Below are 15,874 nucleotides of genomic sequence, written 5' to 3'. Positions count from 1 at the left end.
CTACAGCCAACAGTGTCGGGCCACGCGGCCCGCCTTCCACGCACACAACGCCAAACCCCATACTTTCAAGGAGACCATCATGAGCACCATAGCGGCCGTTTGGGCCAGGGAAATCCTCGATTCGCGCGGCAATCCCACCGTCGAGGTGGAGGTCACCCTGGAATCCGGCGCGTCCGGCCGGGCCGCCGTCCCCTCGGGCGCGTCCACCGGCTCCCGCGAAGCCCTGGAAATGCGCGACCAGGACGCCTCCCGTTACGCCGGCAAAGGCGTCACCAAGGCCGTGGAGAACGTCCAGGGCGAACTGGCCGACACCGTCATCGGCATGGACGCCCTGCAGCAGGTGGCCATCGACAACCTCATGATCGACACCGACGGCACCGAGAACAAATCGCGCCTGGGCGCCAACGCCATCCTCGGCGTGTCCCTGGCCGTGTGCCGCGCCGCCTCCAACTTCCTGGGGCTGCCGCTGTACCAGTACATCGGCGGCATCAACTCCAAGGTGCTGCCCGTGCCCATGATGAACATCATCAACGGTGGCGCGCACGCTCCCAACAACCTGGACATCCAGGAATTCATGATCATTCCCCTTGGCGCGCGCACCTTTGCCGACGCCCTGCGCATGGGCGCCGAGACCTTCCACACCCTCAAAAAGATCCTGGCCGCCGACGGCCACATGACCGCCGTGGGCGACGAGGGCGGCTTTGCCCCCAACCTCAAGAGCCACGACGAAGCCTTCAAATACATCATCAAGGCCATCGAGGAATCCGGCTACCGCCCGGGTTCGGAAATCTCCCTGGCCATCGACGCCGCCGCCTCGGAATTCTATAAGAACGGCAAATACGTGCTCACCGGCGAGAACCTCTCCCTGTCCTCGACCGAAATGGTCGATTACTTGGGCGGCTTCGTCGAGCGCTATCCGCTGATCTCCATCGAGGACGGCCTGGCCGAGTCCGACTGGCCGGGCTGGAAGACGCTTACGCTGAACCTCGGCGAACGCATCCAGCTCGTTGGCGACGACATCTTCGTCACCAATCCCGACATCCTGGCCGAAGGCATCGACCAGGGCGTGGCCAACTCCATCCTCATCAAGCTCAACCAGATCGGCACCGTCACCGAGACCCTGGACACCATCGAGATGGCCAAACAGGCCGCCTACACCACGGTGGTCTCCCACCGCTCGGGCGAGACCGAGGACAGCTTCATCGCCGACCTGTCCGTGGCCGTCAACGCCGGCCAGATCAAGACCGGCTCGCTGTGCCGCTCCGACCGCCTGGCCAAGTACAACCAGCTGCTGCGCATCGAGGAAGAGCTGGAAGATATGGCCATCTACTACGGCCCGGTCATGGCCGGCCAGTGGTACGAAGAAGAGCCCGAAGGCGACGAAGAGTAGAGAAGAAAAGAAGAGAAAGACGAAGACTGCCTCCGGCGGCCGGGAGGGGCTAAGCCCCTCCCGGACCCTCCCTGAAAGGGGGAAAGGGGCCAGGCGGGGCTTCGTGAGACGCCCTGGGAACCAGTGAGGGTTTCCAGGGCGTTTTTGCTTTTGCTGGCCGCTTCGGCCAGTGGAAACCCTTTCTGCCACGCTGCCGCCCGCCGTCCCAGCCTCGCCCCCCCCTTTACCCCATGTCAGGGGTCCGGGGGGCTGAGCCCCCCGGCCGCCGGAGGCCTCTTCCTCCTCGCCTTTCCACCTCGCATCAGTAGACGACGCCCGCCTGCCCGGTTAAGAGTGTCGCCGTGACGTCGGCGGCTGGGGCCGCTGTTGACCGCTTTCCAAGGAGATTTCGCCATGCTGCTTATTGACGGCAAGAAAGTCGCGGCCGAATTGCGCCAGCGCGTGAAAAACGACGTGGACGCCCTGGTGCGCCAGCACGGGCGCGCCCCGCATCTGGCCGTCATCCTCGTTGGCGAGGACCCGGCTTCCCAGATTTACGTCCGCTACAAGGAAAAGGCCTGCGAGGAAGTGGGCTTCGTTTCCCGCATCTGGCGGCTCGACGGCGGCATCGGCCAGTGCGCCCTGGAGAAGCTCATCACCGAACTGTCCAGCAGCGAGGACATTGACGGCATCCTGCTCCAGCTGCCTCTGCCCAAGGGTTTGGACGCCCAGCGCTGTCTGGCCCTGGTCGATCCCAAAAAGGACGTGGACGGCTTCCATCCCGAAAACGTCGGGCGGCTGTCCATCGGGTTGCCCTGCCTCAAGCCGTGCACGCCGTTTGGAGTCATCAAGCTTCTGGAATATTACGGCCTTTCCCCGGCCGGCAAGCGGGCGGTGGTCATCGGGCGCAGCAACATCGTGGGCAAGCCCATGGCCATGCTGCTCTCTGCCGCCTCGCCTTTCGGCAACGCCACGGTGACGGTGTGCCATTCGCGCACGCCGGACCTGGCCGCCGTGGTGCGCGAGGCCGACTTCATCGTGCCGGCCATCGGCAAGCCCAAGCTCATCACCCGCGACATGGTCAAGCCCGGCGCGGTCATCGTGGACGTGGGCATGAACCGCCTGCCTGACGGCAAGCTGTGCGGCGACGTGGACTACGACAACCTCACCGACGTGGCTTCGGCCATGACGCCGGTGCCCGGCGGCGTCGGCCCCATGACCATCGCCACGCTCATGAGCAACACCGTGGAGGCCTACCGCTGGCGTCGCCAGCCCCCAGATTGCCCGATCTAGGCCCCAAGGGCGCGCGTGATATACCACCGGCCGTCCATCCCCCCTTTCAGGGAGGGTCCGGGAGGGGGTTACCCCCTCCCGGCCGCCGGAGGCATTCTTCTCTTCCTCCTTGGCCTCTCCGCCCCAGACCCTCGCGCCGCGTCCACGAGAAGCAACAGCGAAAAACCAGTAATTTTTCTTAAAAAATACTCTCGTATTTTTTAAGGGACGCGCCGCCATGCTGTCACTCGCCTCGATACCGCATTTCGCCAGAAACGCCCGCAGATTCCGGGAAATCGCCGGGGTGCTGGCGCGTTACGGCCTGGCCGAGTTTCTGGCCGCCACGGACCCGGCGTTTTTAAAAGACCTGCTGGTCAGCCCGTCGGGGGCCAGTCTGGCGACGCTGAAGCGTGAGGAACGGCTGCGGCTGGCCCTGACCGAGCTTGGGGGCACGGCCATCAAGCTTGGCCAGATACTCAGCACCCGGGCCGACCTCGTGGGGCCGGAGGTGGCGGCGGAACTGTCCAGACTGCGGGCCGACACCGAACCCGATGCGCCCGAGGCGGTGGAGCGCACGATCCGCGAGGCGCTTGGCGCGCCGGTGGAAGAACTCTTCGAGGGCTTTGATCCCGTGCCCATGGCCAGCGCCTCCATTGGCCAGGTGCATCGGGCCAGGCTGCCGGACGGCACGGCGGTGGTGGTCAAGGTGCGCCATGCCGGCATCGAGGAGCGGGTGCGGGCCGATCTCGACATCCTCATGGGCCTGGCCGAACTGGCCGAGCGGGGGGTGGTGGAGCTGCGGCTGTATCAACCCCTGGCCGTGGCCGCCGAGATGCGCCGCACCATCCTGCGGGAACTCGATTTCGTGCGCGAGGAGCGCAATCTGCGCCATTTCGCGGCCAATTTCGCTTCCGAGCCGGGCGTGGCCTTTCCGCGCCCCTATCCCGAGCGCTGCGCCCGGGAAGTGCTGACCATGGAAGAGCTGGTCGGGGAGCCGCTGTCGCGTCTGGCCGGGGAGCTTTCGCCCGAGGCCGCGGCCCGGCGCACGGCCATGGCCAAGCTTGCCGCCGACGTGTTCCTGGAGATGATTTTCCGCGACAACTTCTTCCATGCCGACCCGCATCCCGGCAATCTGCTGGTGCTGCCCGGCGACAGGCTGGGCATCCTGGACTGCGGCATGGTCGGGCGCATCGACGAGCGCACCCGGCGGGCCATGGAGGACGCGCTTTTGGCCGTGGCCGAGGGCGACGCCGAGGGGCTGACCGAACAGGTCATGCGCATCGGCCGGCTGCCGCCGGGCCTGGACCGGGCGGCGCTTAGGGCCGACATTGAGGATTTCGTGGCCGATTACGCCAGCCAGGAGCTTGGCGCGTTCGACCTGGGCGGGGCCATGGCCGACGTGGCCGCCATCGTGCGCCGCCACGGCATCCTGCTGCCGCCGGTGGTGGCCCATCTCATCAAAGTCTTTGTGGTGCTGGAAGGCGCGTCGCGAACGCTCTCCCCGGGCTTTTCGCTCATTGACGTCATCGCGCCCTACGCCGGCAAGATCATCGCCCGTCGGCTTTCGCCCGGGGCGCTTTTCACCCGCGCCCGGCGCAGCTGGCGCGACTGGAACGCCCTGGTCGAGAGTTTCCCCCGCGACGCCGCCGAGATCCTGCGCCGCGCCCGCGAGGGCCGGCTCGACGTGCACCTCGTCCACCGGGGCCTGGACGCCACCATAAACCGCCTGGTCTACGGCATCGTCACGGCGGCGCTGTTTCTCGGCTCCTGCCAGGTGCTGGCCAGCCGCGTGCCGCCGCTCGTCTTCGGCATCTCGCTCTTCGGGGCGCTCGGGTGCGCCGCCGCCGTGCTGCTCGGCCTACGGCTCCTTCGCGCCGTCAAACGCTCCGGCGAACTTGGCCCCGATTCCTGACAACCGCCAGCCGCAAAGGATCTGCCGTGCGCGCCATTTTGCTTGAGACCACCGATCCGGCCGTTAATCTCGCCACCGAGGAGTGGCTGCTCAAAAACGCCGCTACCGACGTGTTCATGCTGTGGCGCAACGCCCCGGCCGTCATTGTCGGGCGCAACCAGAACACCCGCGCCCAGATCGACGAAGCCTTCGTGCGGGAGCGGGGCATCCCGGTGGTGCGCCGTTTAAGCGGCGGCGGCGCGGTCTTCCATGATCTGGGCAACGTCAATTTCACGTTCATCAGCCTCGGCGGCGGGGCCATGGACTTTAGGGGCTTCACCGCCCCGATCCTGGCGGCGGTGGCGGCCCTGGGCGTGCAATGCGCCTTCGAGGGACGCAACGACCTGACCATCGAGGGCCAAAAATTTTCCGGCAACGCCCAGCACGTCTGGCGCGACCGGGTGCTGCACCACGGCACCCTGCTCTTTGACGCCGACGTCTCCCATCTGACCGGGGCGCTACGGGTCGATCCCGAAAAATACCGCGACAAGGCCGTCAAAAGCGTGGAAAAGCGCGTCACCAACATCGCCGCCCACCTGCCCGCGCCCATGGCCGTGACCGACTTCATGGGCCACGTCATGGGGCATGTCTGCCCGGGCGCGGCCCCGGGCGACTTGGCGCTGGCCCCGGACGAGGCCGCCGGCGCGGCCGGGCTGGCCGAGAGCCGCTACCGGACCTACGACTGGAATTTCGGGGCCTCGCCGGCCTACGGCTTCACCCGGACGCGCCGCACGCCCGGCGGGCTCATCGAGGCCCATCTGGACGTCAAAGGCGGCGTCATCCTTGCGGCGCGGCTTCTGGGCGACTATTTCGGCCGGCGCGACGTGGCCGAGCTGGAAGCGGCGCTGGCCGGCTGCCGCCACGACCGCGACGCCCTGGCCGAACGCTTGGGCGGGGTGGAGCTGGGCGAGTATCTGCTGGGCGTGGGCGTGGAGGATTTGGTGGAATGTTTGTTTTAGGGGGTGGGGGAAAGAGGAAAGAATGCCTCCGGCGGCTGGGGGCCTGAGGCCCCCAGACCCCCCAAGTGGGAAAATGATAAAGGGGGTTGCGAGGCCGGTCAGACGTCTTGCGCGGGCGGGGACGCAGCCCCAGGCGTAGCGTCGCCAATGGCTGCCGTGGCCGCCTGGCGGCGGGCCGCCTTGGCCAGCTTGGCCGCGATGAGAAAACCGGAGTTGAGCGCCAGACAACGCTCGGCCGCCTCCACCGCGCCGTCGTACTCCTCCAGTTCGTAGAGCACCCGGCCGAGATTAAACAACAGGTTCTCGTCGTTTTCGCTGACGGCCAGGGCTTTCTCGTAATACGACTTGGCCAGGGCCAGCAGCCCGGCCTTGCGCATCCGAATGCCGAATTCGTTGAACAAAAACTTGTTTTCCGGGCCAAAGGCCAGCTCGATGCCCATGATCTTGTCGAAAATGTCGCGGGCGTCGTCGAGCTTGCCGCCGGACAGGTAGGCGTTGCCCAGGCCGAAGATGGCGCGCAGGTTCTCGGCGTCGTAGGCCAGGGCTTTCTGGAAGGATTCCTCGGCCCGCTCCAGCCGGCCGGCCTCCAGATGTTTCTCGCCCCGCTCCAGCTCGGCCTGCATGGCTTCCATGCGCGGCTTGACCAGATTGTAGTACATGAGCGGCTCGGGCTTGAACTTCTGGAGGAATTCCTCCTCAGTGATCGGCGTGACCTCGCCGCTGGGCACGCTGTTGCCGTTTAAGGCCTGCACGCTGATGCCCGCCTCAGGTGTTTTTTCGGCGTAATAATAGATCGCGCGTTCAGCGCTCTGCGTGGTGCCGCCAAACCCTGTCTTGTAGGTTTCCCGCACCGATACGGCCACGGCGAAACGTTTGGCCCCGATTTTTCCCGTCATGGCGTCGTACAGCCCTCCCTGACGTTGGTGCGCTTGGCCTGCGCTCGAGCACACAGGGGCAGGATAGTCCATTTCACCGCTGAAAGCATCCTCTTTGCGTCGGAATAAACGCCCTCAAGACGGGTTTGGAACAACGCAAACCGGAAAAATTTCAGGGCCTAAGGGAGAAAAGGAACAATTTTTCCTTGCCAGCCACTGACCGGTTCGTTATCGTTTTCCATGTTCGCTCAAACCCGTGACGACTTCGCGTGTGGTGCGTGACCGTCCTCCCCGTGTTTGCGCGGCGAGACTCTAACGGAGTCTGGAATACGAGTGCGCAACGCCTGCCATACCTTTCTTCGCCGTCCCGACGGACAGGCGCACTCCAACTGTCAGGCCTTCACGGCCCTTGGGCCGATGGGTTTGTCCTGGGGAGGAGCGTAGCCGGCGGGTAGCCCTCCTCCGTCCACGCTTCGCGTTCGCTGACGTCAACCGTTTTGGGAGTCCGTGTCTCATGTCCAAAAACATCTATGTTGGCAACCTGCCCTTCCGCACCACCGAGGAAAGCGTCCGTGACCTGTTTGGCCGTTACGGCCCCGTCCAGTCCGTCAAACTGATTTCCGACCGCGAGACCGGCAAACCGCGCGGCTTCGGATTCGTGGAGATGGACGACGACGCCGCCGCTGACGAAGCCATCCGGGCCCTGGACGGCGCCGAGTTCGAAGGCCGTAGCCTCAAGGTCAACGAGGCCAAGCCCCGCGCTCCGCGTCCCCCCCGCCGCCCGGCCTGGTAAACGACCGGCGCAACATCTTTCCTCCCGGGACCGGCTCGTCCGGCCCCGGGAGTTTTATTCTCCTTTGCCGGCTGGCCCTTTTCTTGCTCGCCTGCCCCCACCCTCCCGGAGGCAACCATGCGCGTCAAATATCTGATCATCGGAGCCGGCCCAACGGGCCTTGGCGCGGCCAACCGCCTGGCCGAACTCGGCGAAAACGATTTCCTCGTCCTGGAACGCCATCCCTATCCCGGCGGCCTGGCCGCCAGCTTCACCGATGCCGCCGGCTACACCTGGGACGTGGGCGGACACGTCGTTTTCTCCCACTACAAAGCCTTCGACAAGCTCCTCGATGAACTGCTTGGCGACGAGGTCCTGCGCCACCAGCGTGAATCCTGGATTCGCCTGGCCGGAACCTTCGTTCCCTACCCCTTCCAAAACAACATCCGCCGACTGCCCCCGGATCTCGTTTGGGAATGCGTCGAAGGGCTGCTGGCCGCCGGCCGCGACGCCGCAGCCGGAGTCCACCCCGATGCGCCGGCCAACTTCCGGGAATGGATAGACCGGGTGTTCGGCCCGGGCATCGCGCGGCTGTTCATGGTCCCCTACAATTTCAAGGTCTGGGCCCATCCGGCCACGGCCATGTCCCACCGCTGGATCGGCGAGCGCGTCTCGGTGGTGGACGCCGGGCGGGTGGTCAAAAACATCATCTACGGCACGGACGACGTGGCCTGGGGTCCCAACAACACCTTCAGCTTTCCCCTGCGCGGCGGCACGGGCGAGATCTTCCGCCGCCTGGCCCGTCGTTTCGCCGACCGGCTGCGCCTGGGCGAAGCCTGCCGCCGGGTCGATCCGGCCGAAAAGACCGTGCTCACCGCTTCTGGCGACGTCATCGTCTACGACCATCTGCTGACCACCGGCCCCCTGGACCGTTTCGTGGCCGACCAGCTGGAAGGGGCCAGCCCGGCCATGATCGAGGCGGCCGGACGGCTCAAGCACAGCGGCTCGGTCATCCACGGCCTGGGCTTTGCCGGCGCGCCCCCGGACCCGCGCTGCTGGATGTATTTCCCGGAAGCCGACTGCCCCTTCTACCGGGTCACCAATTTCCACAACTATTCGCCCTTAAACACCCCCGATCCCGACGGCATGATCCCGCGCAGCCGGGCGTTCATGACCGAGACGAGCTTTTCCGCCCACAAGCCGGCCGACTTCGCCGGCCTGGAGCGGGCCACCGTGGACGGCCTGGTCGCCACAACGCTTCTGGCTCCGGCCGACGTCGCCGGCCAGAACGCCTCCTGGGAGATGCGGGTGGACTACGCCTACCCCATACCCTGCCTGGAGCGCGACGCCGCCCTGGCCGTGCTCCAGCCGGCCCTGGAGTGCCTGGGCATCCAGTCCCGTGGACGCTTCGGCGGCTGGAAATACGAGGTCGGCAACATGGACCACTCCATCATGCAGGGCATCGAATGGGCCCAGCGGCACGTCCTGGGACAACCGGAAACCGTCTACACGCTTTAACAACCTGCCTCCGACGGCTGGGGGCCTGAGGCCCCCAGCCCCCCCACATGGAGAAATGTTTAGAGGGGGTTCGGCGAGGGTTGGCGCTTTGTCGGCCGGAAAGCCCAAAGACCGTCGATGACGCTTGACGGAAAACACCGTTGCCCCGGCGCGTCGGCCAGCCGAGGACGGCAGGTGTTTCCCCGGGCCATGTCCCGTCGGGCCGCTGGCCGGTTGACGTCGCCGGCCCGATCTGAAACACCTTCGCGGGCGGGCGCGTCCCGCCTGAAGGAGATGCCATGACCGCCACAGCCACAAGCGGCTGCCCCGTTTTCGCTGGCCGCCGCGACCGCTTGCGCGCCGCCCTGGCCGCCATGGGCCACGACGCCCTGCTCGTGTCCCACGCCGCCAACCGCTTCTATTTAAGCGGCTTCGAACTCCACGATCCCCAGTGCAACGAGAGCGCCGGCTATCTCGTGGTCACGGCCGACGGCGACGACTATCTCTTCACCGACGCCCGCTACCGCGACGCTGCCTTGCGCCTGTGGCCGGAACAAAACCTCTGCATCTACGGGGCCGGGCGCTACGCCGCCATCACGGATTTTCTCAAGGCCCGGGGCGTGACTCGCCTGGGATTCGAGCCGGCCAGCCTGTCCTTCGACGTCCACGGCCGACTGTCCGCGCTGATGCCCATGACACCCGTGGCCCTGGCCGTGGAACCGCTGCGACTGCGCAAGGACGCCGCCGAGATCGCCCGGATGCGCCGCTCGGCCGCCATCAACCACGGCGTCATGGCCAGCCTGCCGGACATTCTCCTGCCCGGACGCACCGAGGCCCAGGCCGCCTGGGAGATCGAAAAACGCTTCCGCGACCTCGGAGCCTCCGAGCTGGCCTTTGCCCCCATCGTGGCCGTGGACGCCAACGCCGCCCTGCCCCATGCCATCCCCGGGGAGACCGTCATCGCCGACGGCTGTCTGGTCCTGGTGGACGTGGGCGGCCGGGCCGACGACTACTGCTCGGACCAGACCCGCACCGTCTGGGTCGGGGCCAAGCCCCCGGCGCGCTTCACCGAGATGCTCGCCCGCGTCCAGACCGCCCAGGCCGCCGTGCTGGAGCGCATCGGCCCGGGCATGGCCTGCCGCGAGGCCTATGCCCTGGCCCGGGAGGTCTTTGCCCGGGAAGGCGTGGCCGAACGCTTCACCCATTCCCTGGGCCACGGCATCGGCCTGGAGACCCACGAAGGCCCAAGCCTCAACCCCTCGGCCGAGAGCGTGCTGGAACCGGGCATGGTCGTCACCGTGGAGCCGGGCCTGTACTATCCCGAATGGGGCGGTGCGCGTTGGGAACACATGGCCCTTATCACCGAAACCGGACGCGACATCCTGTGAGCCGGCGCAGAAGGCCGCCCCGGCGGCGTCGCCATCCCGTGCCGACCGGTTCGGCCCGGCTGTATGTGCGCCTGGCCTCGGCCAACGTGTCGCTGTTGACGTTTTTTCTCCAGGCCGAGGACAATCTGGCCCTGCCCACGGTGGTGGACCGGTTCGCCGCCGTGGTGCGCCTGATCTACAGCCCGGACGAGGCCGGCCGGGTGGAAACGTTTTTGCGCGACTTCACCGCCGTCTGCCCCGAAGCCGCCGTGTGCCTGCGGCCCTGACGCGCCCTTCCCCCTTGCGCTTTTCCGCCCAACGGCTATCCTCAATCAGCTAAAAATGAAACCGTCGGCCCCTGTCCCCGGATACGCCATGGAACCAGCCACCGCACCCCCTCGCCTGCTGCTTGTCGACGACAACCGCGACAATCTGGCCCTGATTCGCCTCTACCTGGAAAGCGACCATTACCGCATCGACGAGGCCGAGAACGGCGTCCAGGCCGTGGAGCTGTTCGCCGCCGCGCCCTATGATCTGGTGCTCATGGACTTGGAGATGCCTGTGGTGGACGGCTACGAAGCCACCCGACGCATCCGGGCGCTGGAACGGCAGCGAGGAGCCGTCCCCACGCCCATCCTGGCCCTGACCGCCCATGCCCTGGATGAACACCGGCTGCTTTGCCAGCAAGCCGGATTCACCGATTTTCTGGCCAAGCCCGTGCGCAAGGCGGCCGTGCTGCGCACCCTGCTCCACTATCTCGGGCCGGAAGGCGAGTCCGCCGAACCGACCAAGCCCCGGCCCCCCAACACCGACGCCCCAAACCCTGGCCGATTGGCCGCCCTGCTGCCTCTCTTTTACGACTTGGCCAGCCAGACCTTGGATGCGGCCCGCACCGCCCTGGACCAGGGCGACCTGGACCAAGCCCGCCGCCAGAGCCACAAACTCAAAGGGTCGGCCGGCTCTTACGGCTTCCCCGAACTGGCCAAAGCAGCCGCCGCCCTGGAACGAGCGGCCGACGCCGGCAACGCCAAGGCCGCCGCCGCCGCCCGGGACTGGGCCGCCGCCCTTTTGGCCAAGGCCCGTCTGGACTGGCCGGTGTAAATAAGGGGAGAGAGAAAGAGGCCTCCGGCGGCCGGGGGCCTGAGGCCCCCGGACCCCCCGCATGGAGAAGGGTTTCAAGGGGGTTCGGCGTTAAGCGGCAAGGGGTCGGCCGAGGAAAGGCGCTGACGATGCCCCGGCGAACCGCGACGGGTGACCAGGATCGGGCGGGGCAAGGGAAAGGGAAGCGATCAGTCGGCGGCGGGGCCGATCAGGGCCGTCACTTTATCCAGCAGCGTGACTTCGCCGAAAGGTTTTTCGAGCACCGCATCGGCCCCGAAAATGGTGGCGTGGCCCAGCAAATCCATGCCGATCTTGGCCGAACCGCCGGAAATGGCCATCACCCGGCAGGTCTGGCAGTGGCCGCGCAACACCTGCAACACCTCCAGCCCATCCATCTCCGGCATGAAGATGTCGAGAATCACCAGGTCCACCGGCTGCCCGTCCAGGGCGGCCATGGCCCGTTTGCCGTCGCCGGCCTCGATGACGGCATAGCCGGCGCTCTCCAGGTAGAGCCGGATCAGGGCACGAATGCTGGGATCGTCGTCCACGACCAATACGGATTTCACGTCTGCCTCCGCAGCGTTTGACGCGGCGTTATCGCGGGGAACGTCACAGTGTACGGTTATAGGAGGGTTGGCCCGGGGCGTCAAGAAAAGACGCCCCGGGGCCTGGGGCCAGGCGTCGGACGACAGGCCGCCCCGCCGCTCCGCCAGCCTTGTAACGCAACGCGGATCAGGCGAAGTCGTACATGTCCAGCAGTTTGCCGTCGCGGCCAATGAGCAGCGGATCGACCATGCTCTTGCCCCGGGATTCGCCGGTCTCCATGCTCATGACCCGGCCGTCGTAGCGCATCCCGGTGACCACGGCTTCCTCGCAGTAGAGGTCGGAAAACCGCTCCACTTCGATAACCAGCTTGTCGGCGTCAAAGGTTCCATCGAAATCGGCCAGGGTGAACAACATCTCGCCTTTGTCCACGGCCCCGAGCACGGCCAGCACCTCGTCGTCGCCAAGGCCTTCCAGGAAGCCGTCAAGCCGGGGCCGCTCCTCGGCCACGACCAGCCCCAGGGCCGAGGTTTCGCGCTGGCCGGCGGCGTCGCGCACGGTGAGCGAAAGCCCGTGCAGGCTGGCCCCGGTGCGGTGGTGAAACTTGGGGGCTGACAGCCAGCCGCGCCAGGGGAATCCCACGTCGTCGGCGTACTTGATGGCCAGGCGCTCGTCGAAATAGAGCACGCCCTTGAAGCAGTTGCCGGCGAAATAGGGGGTGTTGTTCTTGCCCCAGCAGTGGCGGTAGATTTTCTGGACAAAGGCGCGGGACAGCGAGGATACGACGATCTGATCGATGTCGCCCTGGGTCGCGATTTCAAGGGTCATGGCGGCAGGTCTCCCGGTTGTGCGTCAGACTTCACGGCCGACCTTACCGCGCCGGCCGGCTTTGGGCAAGACGGCCGGCGCGGCGGCGGGCTCGAAAGGGACGATCTCGGGTCCGACAACAAAACAGGCCGCTGACGTTTCCGGGGCTACAGGCGATAATGCGGTATTTTCGGGGGTGCGGCTAGAGCCGGAAAAACGCCCGGGCGTTGTCGCCGGTCCGCCGCCACAGTTCGGCCGGGTCCAGGCCGAGCAGCCCGGCCACGCGCACGGCCGTGAAGGCGAGCAGGGCCGGTTCGTTGCGCTTGCCGCGCCAGGGCTCGGGAGCGAGATAGGGGGCGTCGGTTTCGAGCAAAAGCCGCGAGGGGTCGCAGCCGGCCACGGCCTCGGCCAGGGCCGTGTTCTTGGCGTAGGTCACCGGCCCGGGCACGGAGAGATGAAAGCCGCGCCGCGCGATCTCGGCGGCCAGGGCGGCGTCGCCGCCGAAGCAGTGCCAGACCAGCGGCCGGCCGGCAAAGCCCAGGTCGTCGAGGATGGCCAGGGTGTCGGCGGCGGCGTCGCGGCTGTGGACGGCCACGGGCAGGTCGAGCTGCCGGGCCAGGGCCAGCTGGTCGCGAAAAAGCGCCTTTTGGACCTCGGCCGTGCCGGCGTCCCAGTAGTAGTCCAGGCCGATCTCGCCCACGGCCCTCAGGCCCGCATCGGCCCCAAAGGCCGCTTCCATGGCGGCCACGTCCCCGGGCGCGGCCTTGGCCGCGTCGCAGGGATGGATGCCGAGCAGGAAAAAGACCTCATCCCTTCCGGCAAAAAGCTCCCGCCCGGCGGCGTGGGCGGCCGGCCCCAGGAACACGTGGCCGACTTGGGCCACACCGGCCGCCGCCGCCCGGTCGAGCACGGCCCCTATGGCCTCGGGCGTGGCCATGGCCCGATCCTCGCCCGCGCCGTCGAGATGGGCGTGGCTGTCCACGCCGACACGCGGCAGCCCCAGGCTCGACGGGTCCGGCCGCTCGGTTTTCCTTTTTGCCATGGCTCTATACTCCTTGAAAAAAGTCGGCGCGTTGACGCCGCCCGGCCGGCCAAGTAGGACGGTACCGCCTTGCCGTAACGAAAACGCCACAGGAGCCCCGCCCTTGATCCAGGGACCCCTTGCCTTCATCAGCAGTGCCACCGGCTTGTCCGCGTCCGCCGTGGACGTGGGGGCGCGGGTCGCCCTTGGGCTGGCGATTTTCGCGGCCGTGTCCCTGGCCCTGTCGCTGCTCGCCCGTCGGGGGGCCATTAGCCGTCCCTTGGGGGGCCTCGTCAAGTGGCTGTGCGGCCTGGGGCTTGTCTGGGGTCTGGCCGCCACCCTGCCGCCGGCCGACGCCGCCGCCGGGGACAAGGCCGTGTCCCTGGCCAGCCTGGTCGCCCTGTGGATGGTGGCCCGCTACGCCGTGGATTTCTTTTTCCAGAAGTTCTCCCCGAGCCGGGGCGACGTGCGGCCCACGCGCCATATCCTCCAGGACCTGAGCAAATTCCTCATCCTGGCCGTGCTGGCCGGCTGGGGGCTGCGCGACATCCTGGACATCCAGCTCGGGCCGCTCTTAACCTCCTCGGCCATCCTCACCGCCGTCATCGGCCTGTCCATGCAGGACACCATCGGCAGCCTGTTTTCGGGCTTGCTGCTGCAGATCGAAAAACCCTTCAGCGAAGGGGACTGGATCAAGGTGGGCGACGTGGAGGGGCAGGTGACGGAAGTCACCTGGCGCTACACCAAAGTGGTGACCATCGAGGCCAACGCCGTGCTTCTCCCCAACAACCTCGTAGCCAAGGAACGGCTGGTCAACTACGACCGGCCGGCCTCCCACCTGCGCCAGATCGTCAACGTGCCGGCGCCGGTCCATGCGCCGCCCGTGGCCGTGCGCTCGGCCATCCTGGCCGCCCTGCGCCGGGCCGAGGGGGTGCTGGCCGATCCGGCCCCGGCGGCGCGCCTCCTGGACATCCAGGGCGACCGCATCGTCTATGCCGCCGTCTATTACATCGCCGCTTTCAACAACCGCATGGCCGTGGCCGACGCCGTGCTGGCGGCCATCTGGTACCAGTTCATGGAGCAGGGCGTGAGCCTGCCTCCGCCCGGCCGGCGCATCGTCATGGCCGAGGAATCGGCCCAGGCCGGGGCCACGCCCGAGCAGCTCGCCTCCCTGGCCGAGGTGGCGCTTCTGGCCGGCCTGGGCGAGGCCGACCTTGATCTGCTGGTGCGGGCTTCGACCCGGCGGACCTTCGCCCCGGGGCAGGTGATCATGGCCAAGGGCGAGACCGGCAGCACCATGAATGTCATCCTGTCAGGCCTTACGGCCGTGACCGTGGGCGACCGGGAGGTGGCCCGACTGGGGGCCGGCCAGATCGTCGGCGAGATGGCCCTTTTGACCGGTGAACCCAGGCAGGCCGACGTGCGCGCCGTGGAACCCACCGAATGCCTGGTAGTTGACCGCGAAGGTTTCCGGCTGGTCCTCTCGCGCCATCCGGCCGTGGTCGAGCGGGTGCGGGCCATTTTCGAAGCCCGAGCCGCCGCCAACCACGCCGCTTCCAAACCCGATGCCCAGGCCGAGGCCCTCAGCCTCTTCGCCCGGTTCAGGAGTCTTTTCACATGACCGAAGTCCGTCCCGTCCACGGCCGCCCCCTGGCTGCCGCCGCCGCCCTGGCCTTTGCCGGCGCGGCCCTTGTCATGCTTGTCGGCCGCGAAGCCCTGGCCGCCGCGCCCCTGGCTGCCGTCGCCGCCGTCGCCGCCGTCGCCGCCGCAACCTTGCTCATCCTGGCGGCCCTTGGCGCGCGCCTTGTCCGGCCGCTCTTTTCCAGCCACCATCCGGCCTCGCTGACGGCTCCGGCCATGGGGGCCATGGCCGTGTGCCTGCCGACGGCGCTTTTGGCCGAACGGCTGACGACATTCCTGGCCGGCGGCCTGGCCGGTCTGGGGCTGGCTGCGGGGCTGACGGGGCTGGTCGTCGGCGCGGGGCTGGCCGTGGCCCAGGCCGCCGGAAGGGAAGCAGGGGTCTCGCCGGGCCGACTCCTGCGGGCTGTGGCCGGCGGAACCGTGGCCGGGGCGCTTTTCGTGCCGCTTATTGCCGTGCCCAAGCTGTCGCCCTTAAACGCCTGCCTCGACGTCGGCATCGGCTGCGCCGCTGTGGGCATCATCTGCGCCTCGGCTGCGCCTCACGGCAAGCGTTCCCTGGAAACCTGGCTGTCGGTGCTGGCGCTGGTCTTCGTGCTGTTGCTGCCGCTGTCGAGCCTCATCGACGCCCGCAGCAGCGCCTGGTGCGACCCGGCCGCCGCTCCCGTGGCCGCCAAGCCGGCCCCGTAAGCACGCCCTACC

15 protein-coding genes are annotated in these 15,874 nt (G+C 67.4%); 11 read left to right on the top strand and 4 right to left on the bottom strand.

The window, feature by feature from the left end:
• Positions 1–79: 79 nt before the first annotated feature.
• From eno to DMR_RS05305, 4 genes are all read left to right on the top strand, one after another.
• Complete coding sequence (gene eno, locus DMR_RS05320; protein ID WP_015859881.1) at positions 80–1,390, top strand: phosphopyruvate hydratase; 1,311 nt, start codon at positions 80–82, stop codon at positions 1,388–1,390.
• 393 nt (positions 1,391–1,783) lie between these two features.
• A complete protein-coding gene (folD, locus tag DMR_RS05315; protein WP_015859880.1) occupies positions 1,784–2,662 on the top strand; it encodes a bifunctional methylenetetrahydrofolate dehydrogenase/methenyltetrahydrofolate cyclohydrolase FolD in 879 nt (292 codons plus the stop codon).
• A 217-nt stretch (positions 2,663–2,879) separates the two neighbouring features.
• Positions 2,880–4,553, top strand: coding sequence for an ABC1 kinase family protein (locus DMR_RS05310; protein WP_015859879.1), 1,674 nt, complete (start codon positions 2,880–2,882; stop codon positions 4,551–4,553).
• A gap of 26 nt (positions 4,554–4,579) precedes the next feature.
• A complete protein-coding gene (locus DMR_RS05305; protein WP_015859878.1) occupies positions 4,580–5,551 on the top strand; it encodes a lipoate--protein ligase in 972 nt (323 codons plus the stop codon).
• 98 nt (positions 5,552–5,649) lie between these two features.
• Here the strand turns inward: DMR_RS05305 and DMR_RS05300 are convergent, their stop codons facing one another.
• Positions 5,650–6,447, bottom strand: coding sequence for a tetratricopeptide repeat protein (locus tag DMR_RS05300; RefSeq protein ID WP_043600128.1), 798 nt, complete (start codon positions 6,445–6,447; stop codon positions 5,650–5,652).
• A gap of 493 nt (positions 6,448–6,940) precedes the next feature.
• Between DMR_RS05300 and DMR_RS05295 the strand changes: the two genes are divergently transcribed.
• From DMR_RS05295 to DMR_RS05275, 5 genes are all read left to right on the top strand, one after another.
• The gene (locus DMR_RS05295) at positions 6,941–7,219 is read left to right on the top strand and encodes an RNA recognition motif domain-containing protein (protein WP_006922107.1); all 279 of its coding nucleotides are present in this window, start codon (positions 6,941–6,943) and stop codon (positions 7,217–7,219) included.
• A gap of 117 nt (positions 7,220–7,336) precedes the next feature.
• Positions 7,337–8,716, top strand: a complete 1,380-nt coding sequence (locus DMR_RS05290; RefSeq protein WP_015859876.1) for a protoporphyrinogen/coproporphyrinogen oxidase — start codon at positions 7,337–7,339, stop codon at positions 8,714–8,716.
• 278 nt (positions 8,717–8,994) lie between these two features.
• Positions 8,995–10,083, top strand: a complete 1,089-nt coding sequence (locus DMR_RS05285) for a M24 family metallopeptidase (protein WP_015859875.1) — start codon at positions 8,995–8,997, stop codon at positions 10,081–10,083.
• A 38-nt stretch (positions 10,084–10,121) separates the two neighbouring features.
• Entirely contained in the window at positions 10,122–10,349 is a 228-nt protein-coding gene (locus DMR_RS05280; RefSeq protein WP_232502881.1) for a DUF4911 domain-containing protein, read from the top strand.
• 88 nt (positions 10,350–10,437) lie between these two features.
• The gene (locus DMR_RS05275) at positions 10,438–11,163 is read left to right on the top strand and encodes a response regulator (protein WP_015859873.1); all 726 of its coding nucleotides are present in this window, start codon (positions 10,438–10,440) and stop codon (positions 11,161–11,163) included.
• A 188-nt stretch (positions 11,164–11,351) separates the two neighbouring features.
• On the opposite strand, the gene DMR_RS05270 is transcribed toward DMR_RS05275, so the two are convergent.
• From DMR_RS05270 to DMR_RS05260, 3 genes are all read right to left on the bottom strand, one after another.
• Complete coding sequence (locus DMR_RS05270; protein WP_015859872.1) at positions 11,352–11,729, bottom strand: response regulator transcription factor; 378 nt, start codon at positions 11,727–11,729, stop codon at positions 11,352–11,354.
• 166 nt (positions 11,730–11,895) lie between these two features.
• Positions 11,896–12,534 (bottom strand): hypothetical protein, encoded by a 639-nt coding sequence (locus DMR_RS05265; protein ID WP_015859871.1) that lies wholly within the window; start codon positions 12,532–12,534, stop codon positions 11,896–11,898.
• Between the two features lie 181 nt (positions 12,535–12,715).
• A complete protein-coding gene (locus tag DMR_RS05260; protein ID WP_015859870.1) occupies positions 12,716–13,555 on the bottom strand; it encodes a TatD family hydrolase in 840 nt (279 codons plus the stop codon).
• 103 nt (positions 13,556–13,658) lie between these two features.
• Here DMR_RS05260 and DMR_RS05255 point away from each other — a divergent pair, with 103 nt between their 5' ends.
• The gene (locus DMR_RS05255) at positions 13,659–15,155 is read left to right on the top strand and encodes a cyclic nucleotide-binding domain-containing protein (RefSeq protein ID WP_015859869.1); all 1,497 of its coding nucleotides are present in this window, start codon (positions 13,659–13,661) and stop codon (positions 15,153–15,155) included.
• A complete protein-coding gene (locus tag DMR_RS05250; RefSeq protein ID WP_015859868.1) occupies positions 15,152–15,862 on the top strand; it encodes a hypothetical protein in 711 nt (236 codons plus the stop codon). The genes DMR_RS05255 and DMR_RS05250 overlap by 4 nt, the downstream gene beginning before the upstream one ends.
• The last annotated feature ends 12 nt before the right edge of the window (positions 15,863–15,874 follow it).

Origin of the sequence: Solidesulfovibrio magneticus RS-1 (genome assembly GCF_000010665.1) — a bacterium.
Lineage (GTDB): Bacteria > Desulfobacterota > Desulfovibrionia > Desulfovibrionales > Desulfovibrionaceae > Solidesulfovibrio > Solidesulfovibrio magneticus.
The sequence above is the reverse complement of the archived record's forward strand: the minus strand, read 5'-3'. Positions and strand labels throughout refer to the sequence as shown.